Raw genomic sequence first — 17,549 nt, forward strand, 5'->3', positions numbered from 1 at the left:
TCGCGGGGTTGCCAGGGCAACGCCGTGAAGACCGTCAGCGCCTGCGTCGTGTGACGGCGGCGAGGGTCAGAGCCGCGACGGTGAGTGCGATCCCGGTCAGCGCCGGCTTGTGGGTGCCGACCCACAGCGCGGCCGAACGGTCGCGGGCCCGGTCGGAGAAGATGCCGGCTGCGCCCCGGTCCGTCTCCTGGTCGCCCGGATGGTCGAGATTGTCCCGCCAGGTGGCCGGGTCGATCTCCTCGCCGGTCTGCTGACTGTCGTAGCCGTCGCGGGCCAGCTTCCGGTCGAGCAGCCCGGGGAACAGGATGTCGGCCAGCCGGGCCTGCCACGTCGGGCCGCCCACGTTCAGTTCACGGGTGCCGCGCTCGGCGGCCCAGACGACGGCCCGCGCGGCCAACTCCGGCGTGAAGATCGGCGGTACGGGCTGCGGATGCCGGGGCAGCCGGGTACGGACCCAGGAGAACTGCGGCGTGTTGACGGCCGGCAGCTGCACCATCGACAGCTTCACCGCCGGGCAGTCGTGCAGCAGTTCGGCGCGCAGCGAGTCGTTGAAGCCCTGCACCGCGTGCTTGCTCGCGCAGTACGCCGACTGCAGGGGGATCCCCCGGTAGGCCAACGCGGAGCCCACCTGCACGATCGTGCCCCGCCCGTGCGCCCGCATGTGGCGCAGCGCCGCCAGGGTGCCGTGCACAGTGCCCAGGTAGGTGACCTCGGTGACCCGATGGAACTCGCGCGCCGGGATCTCCCAGGCGGGCGCGAACACCGAGGCCATGGCGTTGTTGATCCACAGGTCGATGCCGCCCCACCGGTGCACCACGTCGTCGGCGGCCTGCTGCACCGCTCCCGCGTCGGCGACGTCGACCCGGTAGGTGCGTACGTCGGTCGCGCCGCGCAGTCGGCACTCCCGCTCGGCGGCGACGAGACCGGCCTCACCCCGTGCCAGCAGCGCCACCCGGGCGCCTCGAGCCGCGTACGCGTGCGCGATGGCCCGACCGACGCCGGCGCTCGCGCCGGTCACCACCACGGTCTGCGCCACTGTCACCCCTTCTGTCGGGTGGCGATGTCGGACAGCCGGTCCAGCGTCTCCCGGTTACGCAGGTGCAGCACCAGGTCGTTGAGCTTGGTGTGGAGCCACCGCAGCGGGCCGGCGGCGAAGTCCTCCCCGATGCGCACCCGGGTGGCGTCCTCGCCGACCGGTTCCAGCGTGAAGGCCACTATCGCCTCACCCGCCGGCCAGAGCCCGGCCTTGAGGACGAGTCGGTGCGGCGGTTCGCAGACCAGCACCGTCGACGCGTCCTGCAGTGAGAACGGCCATGGCCCGGCCCGGTGGTGCAGTTGACTGCCCACCCGGGGCCAGGTGTCGTCGACATCGCGCATGTGTGCCGTGCCGACCACCCAGTCGCTGTACGTCCACCCGTCGGCCAGCACGTCGAACACCTGCTGCGGGGGAGCTTCGATCACTTTCTCCACAATCGCCACTGGATTTTCATACCCGCGCCTGGGCGGCACTAACGACCGGCCGGGTTAGCTTCTCCGGCACGGCGGGTAAGGCCGACGCGGGGCGCCGCTGGAGGCGCTGGCCCACCCCCTCGGCGACGACGTTTACTCCTCGGGGCGCAGGGAACCCGCCGGCTGTGCGACAGGACCAGGAGGAGCGGTATCAGCGCAGGTCAGCCCCGGTTTACGCCGCTGCTGACCGCGCCGGTTCCGCCGGGTTGCGTGGTCCCGCCGGAAGCCTCCGACCCGTCCTGTACGACGCGGTGCTGCTGGACCGCGACGGCACGCTGATCGAGGACGTTCCGTACAACGGCGACCCGGAGAAGGTGCGGCCGGTGCCGGGAGCGCGGGCCGCGCTGGACCGGTTGCGGGCGGCCGGGCTGCGGCTGGCGGTGGTCACGAACCAGTCGGGTCTGGCCCGGGGCTACTTCACCGGGGAGCAGATGCGAGCGGTGCACGCCCGCGTCGAGGAGTTGTTGGGCCGGTTCGACGCCTGGCTGGTCTGCCCGCATGACGACGAGGACCGGTGCGACTGCCGTAAGCCGGCACCGGGCTTGGTGCACGCCGCTGCCCGGCAACTGGGCACCACCGCATCCCGGTGCGTGATGGTGGGCGACATCGGCCGGGACGTCGCGGCCGCGCTGGCCGCCGGGGCGACGGGCGTCCTGGTGCCCACTCCGGTGACAAGGCCGGAGGAGATCGCCGCCGCCGGATGGACAGCCGCCGACCTGCCGGCGGCGGTGGACGAGATCCTGCGCCGGCAACAGGCCGTGCTGCCGACCACCCCGCCCGGCGAACCGGTGCGGACCGCGTTGGTGGTCCGGTCGGACTCGGCGGGGGACGTCCTGGTGACCGGGCCGGCGATCCGCGCCGTCGCGGCCGGGGCGCAGCGGGTGGTGCTGCTCTGCGGGCCGCGGGGGCGTGCCGCCGCCGACCTGCTGCCCGGCGTCGACGAGATCGTCGAGCACCCGCTGCCCTGGATCGACAGCGCGCCGGCACCTGTCGACCCGAAGGACATGCGGAGCCTGATCGCCCGCCTCGGCGCGGTCGGCGCCGACCAGGCGGTGGTCTTCACCTCGTTCCACCAGTCCGCACTGCCGCTGGCACTGCTGCTGCGGATGGCGGGGATCGGCCGGATCGCGGCGATCAGCGACGACTATCCGGGCTCGCTGCTGGACGTCCGGCACCGGGTGCCGGTGGGCGTCCCCGAACCCGAACGCGCCCTCTCTCTCGCCGCCGCCGCCGGCCACCGGCTGCCCGACGGCGACGAACCGGTGCTCCGGCTCCGCCACGACGTCGTGGCGGAGCGCCCGTCCGATCTCGGCGACCCGGGGTACGTGGTGCTGCACCCCGGCTCGGCCGCGTCGAGCCGGGCCTGCCCGCCCGAGGTCGCGACGAGGATCGCCGGGGCACTGAGCGCCGCCGGGCACCGGGTGCTGGTCACCGGCGGCCCCGACGAACGTGAGGTCACCGCCCGGGTCGCGGCGGCCGGTGGCACCGACCTGGGTGGACGAACCGACCTGGCCGGCCTGGCCGGGATCGTGGCGGACGCCAGCGCCGTCGTCGTCGGCAACACCGGGCCGGCGCACCTGGCCGCCGCCGCCGGTGTGCCGGTGGTGAGTCTCTTCGCGCCGACCGTCCCGTTCGGTCAGTGGGGCCCCTACCGGGTGCCCACCGTCCGGCTCGGCGACGCGACCGCGCCGTGCCGGGACACCCGGGCCGCCAGCTGCCCGGTCCCCGGCCACCCCTGCCTGAGCGACGTCGACCCGGACGCTGTGGTCGACGCGCTGCGGATGCTCACCGTCGGTGGTGGTGGCGGCCGATGAACATCCTGCTCTGGCACGTGCACGGGTCCTGGACCACATCGTTCGTGCACGGCGGCCACCGCTATCTGATCCCCACCACCCCCGACCGCGGCCCCTACGGCCTCGGCCGGGCCCGCACCTACCCCTGGCCGGACAGCGCTGTCGAGGTCACCCCGGAGGATCTGCCCGGTGCCGACGTCGACCTGGTCATCCTGCAACGACCGGAGGAGATCGACCGGGCGCAGGAATGGCTGCGTCGCCGCCCCGGACGTGACGTCCCCGCCATCTACGTCGAACACAACACCCCCAAGGGCGACGTACCCAACACGCGGCACCCGATGGCCGACCGCGACGACCTGCTCATCGCCCACGTGACCGGGTTCAACCAGATCTTCTGGGACACCGGCGCCACCCGCACCACTGTGGTCGACCATGGCATCGTCGCCCCCACCGTCTCCTACACGGGGGAACTCGACCGGCTCGCCGTGGTGATCAACGAACCGGTCCGGCGTGGCCGGGTCACCGGCACCGACCTGCTGCCCCGGTTCGCCGAGATCGCCCCGCTGGACGTCTTCGGGATGGGCGTCGCCGGTCTGGCCGACCACCTCGGCCTGCCCGCTGACCGACTCACCAGCCACGACGACGTGCCCCAGCACCGGATGCACGCTGAGCTGGGCCGGCGGCGCGCGTACCTGCACCTGTGCCGGTGGACGTCGCTCGGGCTCAGCCTCATCGAGGCGATGGCGATCGGCATGCCGGTCGTCGCGCTCGCCACCACCGAGGCGGTGATGGCGGTGCCCCCGGAGGCCGGAGCTCTCGCCACCCGGACCGACACCCTGCTCGACGCCGCCCGTCGGTTCATCGACGAACCGGCGACCGCACGTCAGGCCGGAGCGGCGGCGCGGACCGCCGCGCGCGACAGATACGGCCTGGACCGTTTCCTCGCTGACTGGGACCGGCTGCTGGAGGAGGAAGTATGCGGATCGCGATGATCTCGGAGCACGCCAGCCCGCTCGCCGTCCTCGGAGGGGAGGACGCCGGCGGCCAGAACACGCACGTCGCGGAGCTGTCCGCCGCTCTCGCCGCCGCCGGGCACGAGGTGCGGGTGTACACGCGCCGGGACGCGCCCGACCTGCCGGTGACCGTCCGCAGCCCGGACGGGTACGACGTGGTCCACGTGCCCGCCGGCCCGGCCGAGCCGGTCGCCAAGGACGCGCTGCTGCCGCACATGCGGGAGTTCAGCCGCTGGTTGACCGAGCGCTGGCGGGGCGGGGAATGGGTGCCCGAGGTGATCCACGCGCACTTCTGGATGAGTGGCCTGGCGGCGCTGACCGCCGGGCGGCAGACCGGGGTGCCGGTGGTGCAGACGTACCACGCGCTGGGCACTGTGAAGCGCCGCTACCAGGGTGTGCAGGACACCAGCCCGGCCCGGCGGGTGTCCTACGAACGCGAGTTGGGCCGTTCGGTGGACCGGATCGTCGCGCAGTGCCGCGACGAGGTGGGCGAACTCGTGCGGATGGGTGTGCCCCGGTCCCGGATGACAGTCGTGCCCTCCGGGGTCAACCTCGCCACGTTCGCCCCGCTCGGGCCGGCCGCCGACCGGGAGCCGGGTCGGGCCCGGATCCTGACCGTGGGTCGGCTGGTCGAACGCAAGGGCTTCCAGACCGTGATCCGCGCGATGGCGCTGGTCGCCGACGCCGAGTGCGTGGTCGTCGGCGGCCCGCCCGAAGGGCTGCTCGAAACGGACCCGTACGCGCGGCGGCTGCGGGCCCTCGCCGAGTCGTGCGGGGTGGCCGACCGGGTGCACCTGGTCGGCGCGGTGCCCCGGGAGGAGATGGGCCGGTGGTACCGCTCGGCGGACCTGCTGGTCGCCGCACCCTGGTACGAGCCGTTCGGGTTGACCCCGCTGGAGGCGATGGCCTGCGGGGTGCCGGTCGTCGGCACCGCCGTCGGCGGTATCCGGGACACCGTGGTCGACGGAACGACAGGTGACCTCGTACCGGCGCGGGACCCGCACGCGCTGGCCGGCGCGATCCAGGGGTTGCTCGACGACCGGATCAGGCGCTTCGCGTACGCCACGGCGGCCCGCGAGCGGGCGCGGACCCGGTACTCGTGGGCGGCGACCGCCGAGCGCCTGGTGGAGGTCTACAGCGAGGTGGCCGCCGTCCGTCGGCCGACCAGGGTGGTGGCCTGATGCCGGCGGGCAGCCTGCTCGACACCCACCTGACGAACCTCGCGGCGGCGCTGGTGCCGTACCGGCGGTGTGAGTCGCAGTTGGCGCGCTGGGGTGCCGACCTGGCCCACCGGCTGGCCACCGGGGGGCGTCTGCTGGTCGCCGGCAACGGCGGCAGTGCCGCCGAGGCCCAGCACCTCACCGCCGAGCTGGTCGGCAAGCTCCACGACGACCGCCAGCCGCTGTCGGCGATCGCGTTGCACGCGGAGACGAGCGCGCTCACCGCCATCGCCAACGACTACGGCTACGACGACGTCTACGCCCGGCAGGTGCGGGCCCACGGCCGCCCCGGCGACGTCCTGTTGCTGCTCAGCACCAGCGGGGCCAGCCCCAACCTGGTCCGCGCCGCGCAGGCCGCCCGCGCCGTCGGCGTGACCAGTTGGGCGCTCACCGGGGCCGTCCCCAACCCCCTGGCCGACGCCTGTGACGACGTGCTGGCGGTCGTGTCCGGTGACACCCAGGTCGTGCAGGAGCTGCACCTCGTGACCAGTCACCTTCTCTGCGAGTACCTGGAACAGGAGTTGCCCGCCGCGTTGGCCGCGGCCGACGCGGCGGCGATCGTCCGCCACGTGCCGGGGGAGGCCGGGTCGGTGCGCGCCGGGGTCGACGTGGTGCTCGACGGTGGGGCCGCACAGCAGGTCGACGCGTGAGGATGAGGAGGCAAGCGTGAGGGGACCCGTGGTGGTGCTCGGCGACACCCTGCTCGACCGGGACGTGGAGGGGGTGGTGAACCGTCTCTGCCCGGACTCCCCGGTGCCGGTGCTCGACGAGACCTCGGCCGTCGACCGGCCCGGTGGCGCCGGTCTGGCCGCGGTGTTCGCCGCCGCGCAGGGCGCCGAGGTGGTGCTGGTGACAGCGCTCGCCGACGACGCCGGCGGCGCCCGACTGAGCGCGCTGCTCGCCGCCGCCGGCGTGCAGGTGTACCCGCTGGCCCTGCCCGGTGCGACACCGGAGAAGATCCGTCTCCGGGCTCGGGGCAGGGTGTTGCTGCGCCACGACCGCGGCGGTGCGTCCGGGGAGCCGGGTGAGCCGTCCGACGAGGTCCTTCGGGTGATCGGTTCGGCGTCGGCGGTGCTGGTCAGTGACTACGGCCGGGGGGTGGCCCGGCAGCCCGCGCTGCGCGACGCGTTGGCCGCGACCCGCGCGCCGGTGGTGTGGGACCCGCACCCGCGTGGCCCGGAGGCGGTGCCCGGTGTGCACCTGGCCACCCCGAACGAGTCGGAGGTACGGGAGCTGGTCCCGGCGATGCCCGGCGCGTCCCGGTTGGCCACCGCGTCCCGAGGGGCGCAGGGGCTGCGGCGGCGCTGGCGGGCCGGTGCGGTGGCGGTGACGTTGGGCGGTGACGGCGCGTTGCTCTGCCATGCCGGGTCGACGCCGCTCGTGGTGCCGACCCCGGGCAGCGCCGAGGGGGACACCTGCGGGGCCGGCGACCGGTTCGCGGCCGCCGCCAGCCTCGCGTTGGCCGAGGGCGCGTTGGTCTCCGAGGCGGTGCAGGTGGCGGTCGCCGAGGCGTCCAGGTTCGTGGCCGGTGGGGGAGTGGCCGCGGCGTTGCCGTCGGATCTGGCACCGGCGAGGAGCGCGCCCGGTCGGGCAGTGTTCCGGTCGCTGCCGAGGGGCGGCGTGGCGGGCGAGCCGGTGGGCGTCGCCGCGGTCGCCACGCTCCTGCGGGAGGTACGCGCCGCGGGCGGCACCGTGGTGGCGACCGGCGGCTGCTTCGACCTCCTGCACGCCGGGCACGTGGCCACCCTGCAGGCCGCCCGACAGCTCGGTGACTGCCTGATCGTCTGCCTGAACTCCGACGCCAGCGTGGCCGGGTTGAAGGGCCCGGATCGGCCGGTGATGTCCGAGGGTGACCGCAGTCGGGTGCTGAGCGCACTGAGCTGCGTCGACGCGGTGCTCGTCTTCGACGAGCCGACCCCGGCGGCGACGCTGTCCTGGGTACGCCCGGACATCTGGGTGAAGGGCGGCGACTACGCCACCGGCGGCGGGGACGACGCCACCGCGCTGCCGGAGGCGGAGGTCCTGCGCCGGTGGGGCGGGAACACAGTGGTGGTGCCCTACCTGGACGGTCGGTCCACCACCGACATGATCGTTCGTACGCTCGCGGAGCAGACCCGATGACCGCCACGCGGTCGGGGGCGGGGCCGACGGTCCTGGTCACCGGGGGCGCGAGCGGGCTCGGCGCGGCGGTGGTCGCGGCGGTGGCCGCGTCCGGTGGCCGGCCGGTCGTGCTGGACCGGCAGCCACCGGCCGACGGGGTGTCCTGGACCGAGTGCGACCTGGCCGACACACGGGCCGCGGAGGTGGCCACCCAGCATCTCGCCGAGCAGGCCGGCGGTCTGGACGCGGTGGTCACCGCCGCCGGCATGGACGTGCCCGGTCGACTCCTCGACGTGCCGGGCGAGACCTGGGACCGGATCGTCGCCGTCGACCTGCTGGCCACGGCGGCGGTGATCCGGGCCGCGTTGCCGTTCCTGCTGACGTCCCGGGGCCGCATCGTCACGGTCGCCTCCACCCTGGGAGTCAAGGCGGTCAGTGACGCCACCGCGTACTGCGCGGCGAAGTTCGGGGTGGTGGGCTTCACCCGTGCCCTCGCCGCCGAACTCGCCGGTCAGGTCGGTGTCACCCTGCTCATTCCGGGCGGGATGCGCACCGCCTTCTTCGACGAGCGCGACCCGCAGTACAAGCCCGGCCCGGACGCGATCCTCAACGACCCCGTCGACACCGCTGCCGCGATCATGTTCGCGTTGAATCAACCGCCCGGCTGCGCGGTGCGGGAGCTGGTGGTCTGCGCCGAGCAGGAGACGTCGTACCCGTGATCCTCGTGCTGCGCGCCCTCGGCGTCGGCGACCTGGTGACAGCGGTGCCCGCCGTGCGGGCGCTGCGCGCCGCGTACCCCTCTCGGGAGCTGGTGCTCGCCGCGCCCGCCGGGCTGGCTCCGCTCGTCGACCTGGTCGGTGGTGTGGACCGGCTGGTGGACACCCGCGGGCTGGACCGGCCCGTCCGGGTCGGGTCGGCCCCGCAGGTCGCCGTCAACCTGCACGGGCGCGGCCCGCAGTCGCACCGGTTGCTCACGGCTACCCGGCCCGGACGGCTGCTCGCCTTCGCCGACCCGGACGGCGACCACGCCGACGGTCCGCAGTGGTCCGACGACGAGCACGAGGTGGACCGGTGGTGCCGACTGCTGTCCTGGTACGGCATCCCGGCCGACCGGGCCGACCTCGGCCTGCGCCGGCCCGCGCCGGCCGGGCTGCCCACCGGTGTGACGGTGCTGCATCCCGGCAGCAAGGTACCGGCCAAGCGGTGGCCGGCCGAGCGGTTCGCCGCGCTGGCCAGGGCGTTGACCGACCAGGGACACCGGGTGCTGCTCACCGGGTCGGCCGACGAGCGTGCGCTGGCAGCCCGGGTGGCCGAGGCGGCCGGCCTGGGGTCGGACGCGGTGCTGGCCGGCCGGACCGACCTCGGCACGCTCGCCGCGCTGGTGGCCGACGCCCGACTGGTGGTCAGCGGGGACACCGGCGTGGCCCATCTGGCCACCGGGTACGGCACCGCGTCGGTGGTCCTCTTCGGGCCGGTGCCGCCGGCGCACTGGGGACCGCCGCCGGACCGGCCCCGGCACCGGGTGCTCTGGGCCGGCGAGGGGGATTGGCCCAGGTGGGACGGGGTAGGAAGCCACCCGACGATGGCGGCCCTGCGTCTCGACGAGGTGTTGGCCGCCGTGGCTGAGGTGGAGAGGGTGGTGCGGGTCTCCGGTGCGGTTGCGGCGTAGTGACCCGGGTCGACCGGGGTACGGGCGGCGTCGGCGCGGTCGGGGCTGGCACTTCGTCGACCCGACCGGCGCTCCGGTCCGGGACGCTGAAGTCCTGGCCCGGCTGCGGGAGTTGGTCATTCCTCCGGCCTGGCAGGACGTCTGGATCTCGCCGTACCCGAACGGCCACATCCAGGCGATCGGTATCGACGCGGCCGGGCGCAAGCAGTACGTCTACCACCCGCGGTGGCGGGAGAAGCAGGACGAGGCGAAGTTCGACCACATGCTGGAGGTGGCCCGTCGGCTTCCGGCGCTGCGGGAGCGGGTGGGGCGTGACCTGGACGGCCGGGGGTTGAACCGGGACCGGGTGCTCGCCACGGTGGCCCGCCTGCTGGACATGGGGATGTTCCGCGTCGGCAGCGACCAGTACGCGGCTGGCGACGACCCGACGTACGGGGTGTCGACCCTGCGCCCCGAGCACGCCCGGTCCCGTGGCGGCTGCGTGGTCCTGGTGTTCCCGGCGAAGGGCGGCATCGAGCAGGTACGCCGGATCGAGGACCCGGAGTTGTGTCAGGTGCTGGTCAATCTGCGCCGTCGGCGTCGGCGGGCGGACCGGCTGTTCGGCTACTGGGATGGGCGGGACTGGCGGGATGTGCGCAGCGACGAGGTGAACGGCTACCTGCGCGACGCCAGTGGTGGGGAGATGACCGCCAAGGACTTCCGCACCTGGCACGCGACGGTGCTCGCCGCCACCGAGCTGGCGACCGCCGCTCCGGCCCGGTCGGTGACCGCCCGGCGCAGGGCGGTGGTCGCCATGATGCGCGCGGTGGCCGAGCTGCTGGGCAACACTCCGACGGTGGCTCGTGCGTCGTACGTGGATCCTCGGGTTGTCGACCTCTACCACGACGGGGTGGTGGCGTCGGTGGATCCGAAGGCGTCCCGCGAGGAGGCCGAGCGGGTCGTCCTGGAACTGTTGGAGAAGGCCTGACCGGCCCCGCCTACGATCCTGGGGGGAAGTGGCGGGGCCGGAGACTCGGGCGCGATCGGGGGCCACCGGGCGGCCGCCCGCCGCGCTCAGGCGGCGGGCGCCTCGCCACGGCCCCCGTTGGCGGCCCGCCGCGAGCGGCCGGCCACGTGGTGTCAGTCTGCCCGCCTCGAGTTGACCACGGACGCCGTGCTGTTGACGATCCGCGCCGGATGCGAGGCGGCGTCGCGATGTTCCTGCGGGCTCACCCCGTAGGCTGCCCGGAACGCCCGGCTGAAGTGGGCTTTGTCGGGGAACCCCCACCGTGCCGCGATGGTCTGCACCGGTTGGTTGCGCAGCGCCGGGTCGGACAGGTCGCGTCGGCACCGGGTCAGCCGCAGATCGCGGATGTACGAAGCCACTGTGGTCTCCTCGGCCTCGAACAGCCGATGCAGGGACCGCACCGAGATGTGGTGGGCGTCGGCGACGACCCCGGGGCTGAGCGTCGCGTCACCCAGGTGCCGGTGGACGTACGCCTGCACCTGGGCGAGCAATGCCCGGCGGCGTACCTCGGTGGGTACGGCGTCCTCGGCGACCAGGTGCCGGCCGAGCATGGTGGTGGCCAGGTCGAGCCCGACCGCGCCGAGTCGGCTCGCGTCGGCGGCATGGTACTGCTCGGGGTGCCTGGTCACCTGCAACAGAAACTGCGCGAGCAGCGCCCCGATGCCCTCGCTGCCGGACATCCGTCCGCCGTAGAGCGTGGCCATCCGCTGCGGCGACAGCGGCAGCGCGGCGTGGGGGATCAACGTGATGATCGAGGACGCCTGGTCCCGTTCCGGTTCCGTCGCGTGGTGGCAGACGTCGTGTGGTCGGGACCCGTCGTAGAAGGTGAACTCGCCGGCCAGGATCTCGCTGCGGCGACCGTCCTGGCTGGACGTGCCGATGCCGCCGGTGGTGTAGGCGAGGATGTACAGCTCCGGGTCGGACTGGCGGACCAGCTTCTGGGTGCGGGTGGCGTCCAGTGACGGGTACCGGTATTCCACGAGTTGGATCGGACCGAGCGAGATGAAGTCGGCGCGGGCGGCGAAGTCGTCGGCGTGCGCGGACTGGATGCGCAGTGGCGCCGAGGTGCGTGCGACCAGGTCCAGCCACATCCCGAACCGCTCGCCCGGGGGCAGGACGGTGGTGTCGACGGTGTCTCTCGGTAGCATCAGGTGCCTCAGCCCGCTCGACGGTCGATGAGTGCCTCGACGCCGTCGAGGATCCGGTCCAGGCCGAAGACGAACTCGTCGTCCGGGTCGTCGTCCTGGTTGATCACACCGGCGCTCAGCACCCGGTGCAGCGCCGGGAAGCGGGCCGGGTCGATGAGCCGGGCCAGCATCCGGCTGTAGGCGGGCATCATCTCGCCCGGCGCGACGCCGGATGCCTGGGCGCCCTCGGCCATCTGCGACGTGAGCGTGGCCTCGTTGCGGACGTACCCGGTGATCAGGAGCAGCGTCGACATCTTCTCGCCCTCGGCGAGGGTGGTGCCGTCGAGGCAGCGCAGCCCGTCCTCCAGCCAGCCGAGTTGCTGCGGGGTGATCGGCGGGCCGCTGATCGGCACGTGCAGCAGCCAGGACCGGCGTCGCAGCACCTCGTGCTCGGCCCAGGCCCACCGGGTCAGACCGGCGCGCCAACCATCCTCCGGCGCGGGCGGGCCGGGCGAGGGGCCGTAGCCGGTGTCCACCATGAGCAGCAGCAGCTCGTCCTTCGAGCCGAAGTACCGGTAGAGGGCCATCGTGGCGGCGCCCAACTCCTTGGCCACCCGGCTCATCGAGACGGCCGCCAGCCCGTCGGCGTCGGCCACGCGTACGGCGGCGTCCACGATGGTGGACACGCTCATGCCCGGCCGAGGGCCCTTGGGTGGTCGTTCCCGCAGACCCCAGGCGCTCTCGATGGCCGGCGGGAGCGTTGGCCCGCTGTCGTCTGTCTGTGCCGCCACTTTTCCTCCTTGCCTCGCCATCCTAGTTCTGCGTATGGTCTACGCATTACAGCGTACGTCATACGCAGAAGGAGAAATGATCATGACGACCACCACCACACCGGCACCGCGAGCCGGCCGGCGGGAGTGGACCGGCCTCACGGTGCTGATGCTGCCCCTGCTGCTGGTCTCGATGGACGTGTCGGTGCTCTACTTCGCCGTCCCGTTCATCAGCGCGGAGTTGCGCCCCACCGCCACCGAGCAGCTCTGGATCTTCGACATCTACGGCTTCGTGCTGGCCGGGCTGCTCATCACCATGGGCGCTCTCGGCGACCGGATCGGCCGACGTCGACTCCTGCTGATCGGCGCCACGGCCTTCGGGGCGGCGTCGCTGCTGGCCGCGTACGCCGACAGCACCGCGACGTTGATCGCCGCACGCGCCCTGCTCGGCGTCGGCGGTGCCACCCTGATGCCCTCGACGCTCGCCCTGGTGCGCAACATGTTCCACGACGCCAAGCAGCGCGGCACCGCCATCGCCGTCTGGACCGCCACCCTCACCGGCGGCATCGCGGTCGGCCCCGTGCTCAGCGGCGTCCTGCTGGAGCACTTCTGGTGGGGCTCGATCTTCTTGATCAACATTCCCGCCATGCTGATGCTGCTCCTGCTCGCCCCGCTCCTGGTGCCCGAGTTCCGCAACCCGGCGACCGGGCGGTTCGACCTGGTCAGCGCGGCGCTGTCGCTCGGGGCGCTGCTGCCGGTGATCTACGGCATCAAGGAGATGGCCCGCGACGGCCTCAGCCCGGTGCGGGTCCTCGCCATCGTCGGCGGCCTGCTGGTGGGCGCGCTCTTCCTGCACCGCCAGCGGACCCGGGCGTACCCGATGGTCGACCTCAGGTTGTTCCGCCGTCGCGGCTTCGGTGGGGCGCTCGCGGTCAACCTGCTGGCGATGTTCGCCATCGTCGGCTTCGCCATCTTCACCACCCAGCACCTCCAGCTGGTGCTCGGCCTGAGCCCGCTGCGGGCGGCACTGTGGAGCCTCGTGCCGTCGCTCGCCGTGGGCGGAGTCGCACCGGCCGCCGCCGCCCTCGCCCAACGCGTCGAGCGGGCGTACCTGATCGGTGCGGGATTCGGGATCGCCGTGGTCGGCTTCGTGGTCTTGACCCAGGTCACGCCGGATACGCCGCTGTGGCTGCTCCTCGTCGGCGCCAGTGTCTACGCGGGTGGCCTGGTGATGGTGATGTCCCTCGTCACCGAGCTGGTCCTCGGCGCGGCGCCCCCCGAGCAGGCCGGCGTCGCGTCGGCGCTGACCGAGTCCAGCAGCGAGCTGGGTGGTGCGCTGGGAATGGCGATCCTGGGCAGCGTGGGCGCGGCTGTCTATCGCCGCGAGATCGTCGACGGCCTGCCGGCCGGGCTGCCCGCCGACGCCGGCGTCGCGGCCCGGGAGACGCTGGCCGGTGCGCTCGCCGTCGCCCAGGGGCTGCTGGCGGAACTGGCCGACGTGGTGCGCCACGCGGCCACGGTCGCGTTCACCGACGGGCTGCACCTGGCCGCGTACGCCGCCATGGCGGTGATGCTGCTGGGCGCGGTCACCGCGCTGGTCGCCCTGCGCGATGTCCGACCGGCCGACTCCACGGCACTGGCCGCCGAGCCGACCGGTCCGGCCGACCCTTCGCTGTCGTCGGTCAGTCGTTGAGCACGTGCGCGAGCCGGTCGCGGAAGCGCCGCTCGGAGTCGCTGACGGATTCGCCACCGATGCCCAGCAGCCCACCGCTGGACGCGGCGCCCACCACCTGCTCGGCGATCTGCACGAGCCAGTGCTTGTACGCACCGGCCTCGCCCTCGTCGACACGGGCGGCCAGCAGCGCGGCGGCCTCGCCGGCCCGCAGCAGCACGTCGTCGATCAGCGCGCGCGGGTCGTCGGGCGCGATGACCGGCAGCTCCGCCCCGGCCTCCGGGTCGCCCACCCGGGTCACGATCTCACCGGCCACGGCGGCGACCAACGGGCTGGCCGACTCGCGGCCGGCAGAGATGGTCTCCAGGCCGGCTGCGGTCTCCGCCATGGTCCGGCGGGTGCCGTCGGACTCGGCGGCGCTCGCCGCGGTCAGCACCGACTGCGGCAGGCCGACCAGCAACCCCCACTCCCCGTCGGAGAAACCGAAACCGGTGTACGCCGGCTGCTCGATCACGGCAATGCCCCTTCCGCCCTGCTCTGCTTGGTCAAACGGTGCTCTGATCGGTCGATCCACCGGGCCCGACACGGGCGCCCGGGTCAGGCTAGTCCAGGGTCAGCAGGCCCTGTTCGGACACCACGCGCACCGACAACGTCTTGTACCCGACCTCGTCGAAGAGAACCGTCATCTTGTCGTCCTCGTAGGAGAGCACCAGGCCCTGGCCCCACTCGGGATGACGCACCCGGCTGTGCACCGGGAACGGGCCGACAGCACCCTGGTCGGCGATGCTGGTGCCGTTGTGGCAGTTGTCGCAGTGGCCGCAGACGTCGGTCATCTGCTCGCCGAAGTAGGCCAGCAGGGTCTGCCCCCGACAGGCGTTGGTCTCGGCGAAGGCTCGCATCATGTCGGTGCGGGATCGGGTGACGGTCTGCTGACGCTCCGCCTCGGCCAGCGCCGCCGTGGCGGCGTCCACCGGCTTGGGGGAGTAGCGCGGGGCGCCGATGCGCTGGCGGGCGCGCGGCTCGGCGGCACCGACCTGCTCCAGCAGGGCGAGATACTGGCCCAGCTTGCGCGGCCCGAGGCCGGTGGCCTCGCGCAGCTCGGTCTTGGTGGCCGGTTTGCGACGCAGCAACGCGGCCAGGTCGCGCAACTCGTCGACGTCGGGCAGGCCGCCACTGAAGAACCGTTGCAGACCCACGTCCTCGGCCCGCCACAGCAGCAGCACCCGGGCCGGTTGCCCGTCGCGACCGGCCCGGCCGATCTCCTGGAAGTAGCTGTCTGGCGAGTCGGGCAGCGCCATGTGCACCACCCAGGCGATGTTCGGCTTGTCGATGCCCATCCCGAACGCCGAGGTCGCCACCATGATGGGGACCTCGTCGGCGAGGAACGCCTCGTGCAGCTCCGCGCGCGCGCCGACCGGCATCCCGCCGTGGTACGACAGCGCCGGGAAGCCGGCGTCGGTCAGCCGGGCGGCCAACTCCTCGGAGGAACGGCGGGTCGGCACGTAGATGATCCCCGGCCGCCCCTCGTCGCGCAGCAGCGTCATCAGACGCCGCCACCGGTAGTCCTCGTCCGGGCAGTGCGCCACCTCCAGGAAGAGGTTGGGCCGGTCCAGCCCGGAGATGACCACGTCCGGATCGCGCAGGCGCAGGCGGGCGATGATGTCGTCGCGGACCGGTGGGGAGGCGGTGGCGGTGAGCGCGACCACCGGCGGCCGACCGAGGCCCTCGATGAGGTGCCCGAGCGCCAGGTAGTCGGGGCGGAAGTCGTGCCCCCACGCGGAGATGCAGTGCGCCTCGTCGATCGCCACCAGCGCCGGCTTCAGCGAGGCGACCTCGGCCATCCGGTCGGGGTTGCTGAGCTGCTCCGGGGTGATGAAGAGGAACTCGGCCCGGCCCTCGCGGACCTCGGTGATCGCCTCGGCCTGCTGGGCGGCCGACTCGTTCGAGCTGATCCGCACCGCCCGCAGCTCCGGGCGCTGCCGTTCGTTGAGGGCGGCGATCTGGTCCTGTTGGAGCGCCAGCAGCGGGGAGATCACCACGGTGGGGCCGGGGATCAGGCTGGCCGGGATCTGGTAGATGGCCGACTTGCCGGCGCCGGTGGGCAACACCACCAGGGCGTCACGTCGCTTCATCACCGCGCGCATGGCGGCCAACTGGTTGGGCCGCAGCGCCTTCCAGCCGAAGAGGCTCCGGGCCGCGCGGCGCAACGTCATCGAATGCGTGGACAGTTTCATCGAGGGCCGGAGGTACCCGAGCCCATGACCGCCGAAACGCATCCCGGCGATCATGGGCTGTCGGGCCCCGGCCGGGCCCCGCGGTGGCCGGCTCCAGCCCTCGGCCGGGTCAGCGCAGCCGGGGCAGGACCTCGCGCTGGTACAGGTCGAACAGGCCCTGGTAGTGCGGGCCGGTGTTGGCCACGTAGACCTCGTCGAAACCGGCCTTGGCGTACTTGTCGATCATCTCCAGGTGCGCGTCCACGCTGTTGCCGCAGACGAACGCCTCCTTCAGCATCTCCGGCTTGACCAGTTCGGAGGCCTGCTCGAAGTGTCGTGGTGAGGGCAGCACCTGGGACAGCTCGCCGGGCACCCCCGCGTTCGGCCACCGCTCGTACGCGATGCGCATCCCCTCGTCCTCGCTGTCCGCGTACGCCGCCTTGAAGCCGGCCTGGCACGGCTTGTCGCCGCCACCGTTCTCGCGGAAACGCCGGACCATCTCGCCGTCGGGCATGGTGCTCACGTAGCCGTCACCGATGCGCGCGGCGAGGTCGATCGCCTTCGGGCCGAAACCGGAGACGTAGATCGGCGGGGGAGTGTCGGGCAGCGTGTAGATCCGCGCGTGTTCGACCGTGTAGTGCTTGCCGTGGTGGTTGACGAATCCGCCGTCCCACAGCTCGCGCATCACCGCGACGGCCTCCTCCAGCATCTCCAGGCGGACGTCGGCCTGCGGCCAGGCGTCACCGAAGATGTGCTCGTTGAGCGCCTCGCCGGTGCCGACGCCGAGCACGAACCGTCCGCCGTGCAACACCGCGCTGGTCGCCGCCGCCTGCGCGATCACGGCCGGGTGGATCCGGACGGTCGGGCAGGTCACCGCGGTGGTCACCGGCAGTGAGCAGACCTGGCTGAGCGCGCCGATCATCGACCAGACGAAAGGGCTCTGGCCCTGGGCGTCGACCCAGGGGTGGTAGTGGTCGGAGATCCACAGCGCCTCGAAGCCGGCCCGTTCGGCACCCTGCGCCTGCTCCAGCAACTCGGCTGGCGTGAACTCCTCACTGGACAGAAAGTATCCGATCTTCATGGTCTCCCCTTCGGCGTGCGATCCCGCTGTTGGGGGAAGCCGTACCCCGGGCGTGGTCGGCCACACCGGACGGCCGGGGCTCGTTCGTTCAGCGTCGGCCGAACATCGCGCGGATCGCGGCGAGCAGCAGCAGGGCGCCGACCACCAGGCCGAGCAGGCGTACGCCGGGGATGTCGGCCGGGCTCGTCGCGTCGGCCAGCAGGGCGGGGTCCATCCCCGCACTCTCCCCGGGGACCGGGCCCTGAGGCAACTGTAAGGTTTATTGACTATTGAATCGCCCGGTGTGACCATGGCATGACCGCCTGCCGGTGGCGGTGCGCCGATGGCGCGCGAGAGATGGGGTACGGGGGCCGCATGAGCGAGCGCAACCAGCGGG

The 17,549-nt window shown here is 73.1% G+C and carries 17 protein-coding genes; 9 read left to right on the forward strand and 8 right to left on the reverse strand.

Going from position 1 to position 17,549, the window contains the following annotated elements:
- Window positions 1-34: 34 nt before the first annotated feature.
- Window positions 35-1,036: an SDR family oxidoreductase gene (locus O7631_RS15905; protein WP_278144923.1), complete on the reverse strand. Its 1,002-nt coding sequence runs from the start codon at window positions 1,034-1,036 to the stop codon at window positions 35-37.
- Between the two features lie 2 nt (window positions 1,037-1,038).
- Entirely contained in the window at window positions 1,039-1,461 is a 423-nt protein-coding gene (locus tag O7631_RS15910; protein WP_347403510.1) for an SRPBCC family protein, read from the reverse strand.
- Window positions 1,462-1,715: 254 nt separating this feature from the next.
- On the opposite strand from O7631_RS15910, the gene O7631_RS15915 reads away from it, so the two are divergent.
- The 8 genes from O7631_RS15915 to O7631_RS15950 are packed head-to-tail and all read left to right on the forward strand — an operon-like array spanning window position 1,716 to window position 10,271.
- The gene (locus O7631_RS15915; protein ID WP_278144925.1) at window positions 1,716-3,323 is read left to right on the forward strand and encodes an HAD-IIIA family hydrolase; all 1,608 of its coding nucleotides are present in this window, start codon (window positions 1,716-1,718) and stop codon (window positions 3,321-3,323) included.
- Window positions 3,320-4,294, forward strand: a complete 975-nt coding sequence (locus O7631_RS15920; protein ID WP_278144926.1) for a glycosyltransferase — start codon at window positions 3,320-3,322, stop codon at window positions 4,292-4,294. The genes O7631_RS15915 and O7631_RS15920 overlap by 4 nt, the downstream gene beginning before the upstream one ends.
- Window positions 4,279-5,496 carry a glycosyltransferase gene (locus tag O7631_RS15925; RefSeq protein ID WP_088990430.1) on the forward strand — a complete coding sequence of 406 codons (1,218 nt, stop codon included), beginning with the start codon at window positions 4,279-4,281 and terminating at the stop codon, window positions 5,494-5,496. The genes O7631_RS15920 and O7631_RS15925 overlap by 16 nt, the downstream gene beginning before the upstream one ends.
- Window positions 5,493-6,185 (forward strand): SIS domain-containing protein, encoded by a 693-nt coding sequence (locus O7631_RS15930; protein ID WP_278147951.1) that lies wholly within the window; start codon window positions 5,493-5,495, stop codon window positions 6,183-6,185. Before O7631_RS15925 ends, O7631_RS15930 begins: the two co-directional genes overlap by 4 nt.
- Before the next feature lie 16 nt (window positions 6,186-6,201).
- A complete protein-coding gene (locus O7631_RS15935; protein ID WP_278144927.1) occupies window positions 6,202-7,656 on the forward strand; it encodes a PfkB family carbohydrate kinase in 1,455 nt (484 codons plus the stop codon).
- Window positions 7,653-8,354, forward strand: coding sequence for an SDR family oxidoreductase (locus O7631_RS15940; RefSeq protein ID WP_278144928.1), 702 nt, complete (start codon window positions 7,653-7,655; stop codon window positions 8,352-8,354). Before O7631_RS15935 ends, O7631_RS15940 begins: the two co-directional genes overlap by 4 nt.
- On the forward strand, window positions 8,351-9,304 hold the full coding sequence (locus O7631_RS15945) for a glycosyltransferase family 9 protein (protein ID WP_278144929.1): 954 nt from the start codon (window positions 8,351-8,353) through the stop codon (window positions 9,302-9,304). Before O7631_RS15940 ends, O7631_RS15945 begins: the two co-directional genes overlap by 4 nt.
- Window positions 9,288-10,271: a DNA topoisomerase IB gene (locus tag O7631_RS15950; protein WP_278144930.1), complete on the forward strand. Its 984-nt coding sequence runs from the start codon at window positions 9,288-9,290 to the stop codon at window positions 10,269-10,271. The genes O7631_RS15945 and O7631_RS15950 overlap by 17 nt, the downstream gene beginning before the upstream one ends.
- Before the next feature lie 152 nt (window positions 10,272-10,423).
- Here O7631_RS15950 and O7631_RS15955 read toward each other — a convergent pair whose 3' ends face one another.
- Window positions 10,424-11,458: a helix-turn-helix domain-containing protein gene (locus tag O7631_RS15955; protein ID WP_278144931.1), complete on the reverse strand. Its 1,035-nt coding sequence runs from the start codon at window positions 11,456-11,458 to the stop codon at window positions 10,424-10,426.
- Between the two features lie 8 nt (window positions 11,459-11,466).
- Window positions 11,467-12,228, reverse strand: a complete 762-nt coding sequence (locus O7631_RS15960) for a TetR/AcrR family transcriptional regulator (protein ID WP_278144932.1) — start codon at window positions 12,226-12,228, stop codon at window positions 11,467-11,469.
- 82 nt (window positions 12,229-12,310) lie between these two features.
- Here O7631_RS15960 and O7631_RS15965 point away from each other — a divergent pair, with 82 nt between their 5' ends.
- A complete protein-coding gene (locus O7631_RS15965) occupies window positions 12,311-13,900 on the forward strand; it encodes an MFS transporter (RefSeq protein ID WP_278144933.1) in 1,590 nt (529 codons plus the stop codon).
- On the opposite strand, the gene O7631_RS15970 is transcribed toward O7631_RS15965, so the two are convergent.
- The 4 genes from O7631_RS15970 to O7631_RS15985 all read right to left on the reverse strand — a co-directional run bounded on the left by O7631_RS15970 (window position 13,890) and on the right by O7631_RS15985 (window position 17,387).
- On the reverse strand, window positions 13,890-14,393 hold the full coding sequence (locus O7631_RS15970; protein WP_269679985.1) for a hypothetical protein: 504 nt from the start codon (window positions 14,391-14,393) through the stop codon (window positions 13,890-13,892). The genes O7631_RS15965 and O7631_RS15970 overlap by 11 nt on opposite strands.
- Window positions 14,394-14,481: 88 nt before the next feature.
- Window positions 14,482-16,113 carry a RecQ family ATP-dependent DNA helicase gene (locus O7631_RS15975; protein WP_278144934.1) on the reverse strand — a complete coding sequence of 544 codons (1,632 nt, stop codon included), beginning with the start codon at window positions 16,111-16,113 and terminating at the stop codon, window positions 14,482-14,484.
- Between the two features lie 109 nt (window positions 16,114-16,222).
- The gene (locus O7631_RS15980) at window positions 16,223-17,173 is read right to left on the reverse strand and encodes a TIGR03557 family F420-dependent LLM class oxidoreductase (protein WP_269679983.1); all 951 of its coding nucleotides are present in this window, start codon (window positions 17,171-17,173) and stop codon (window positions 16,223-16,225) included.
- 88 nt (window positions 17,174-17,261) lie between these two features.
- Window positions 17,262-17,387: a hypothetical protein gene (locus tag O7631_RS15985; RefSeq protein ID WP_255421242.1), complete on the reverse strand. Its 126-nt coding sequence runs from the start codon at window positions 17,385-17,387 to the stop codon at window positions 17,262-17,264.
- Between the last annotated feature and the right edge of the window lie 162 nt (window positions 17,388-17,549).

This window comes from Micromonospora sp. WMMD967 (genome assembly GCF_029626165.1).
Taxonomy (GTDB): Bacteria; Actinomycetota; Actinomycetes; order Mycobacteriales; family Micromonosporaceae; genus Micromonospora; species Micromonospora taraxaci.

What these genes read in the sequence shown, in the direction of transcription:
- O7631_RS15920 (WP_278144926.1), top strand. Translation starts at nt 3,320, where the DNA reads ATGAACATCCTGCTCTGGCACGTGCACGGGTCCTGGACCACATCGTTC.
- O7631_RS15925 (WP_088990430.1), top strand. Translation starts at nt 4,279, where the DNA reads ATGCGGATCGCGATGATCTCGGAGCACGCCAGCCCGCTCGCCGTCCTC.
- O7631_RS15940 (WP_278144928.1), top strand. Translation starts at nt 7,653, where the DNA reads ATGACCGCCACGCGGTCGGGGGCGGGGCCGACGGTCCTGGTCACCGGG.
- O7631_RS15955 (WP_278144931.1), bottom strand. Translation starts at nt 11,458, where the DNA reads ATGCTACCGAGAGACACCGTCGACACCACCGTCCTGCCCCCGGGCGAG.
- O7631_RS15965 (WP_278144933.1), top strand. Translation starts at nt 12,311, where the DNA reads ATGACGACCACCACCACACCGGCACCGCGAGCCGGCCGGCGGGAGTGG.
- O7631_RS15975 (WP_278144934.1), bottom strand. Translation starts at nt 16,113, where the DNA reads ATGAAACTGTCCACGCATTCGATGACGTTGCGCCGCGCGGCCCGGAGC.
- O7631_RS15980 (WP_269679983.1), bottom strand. Translation starts at nt 17,173, where the DNA reads ATGAAGATCGGATACTTTCTGTCCAGTGAGGAGTTCACGCCAGCCGAG.
- O7631_RS15985 (WP_255421242.1), bottom strand. Translation starts at nt 17,387, where the DNA reads ATGGACCCCGCCCTGCTGGCCGACGCGACGAGCCCGGCCGACATCCCC.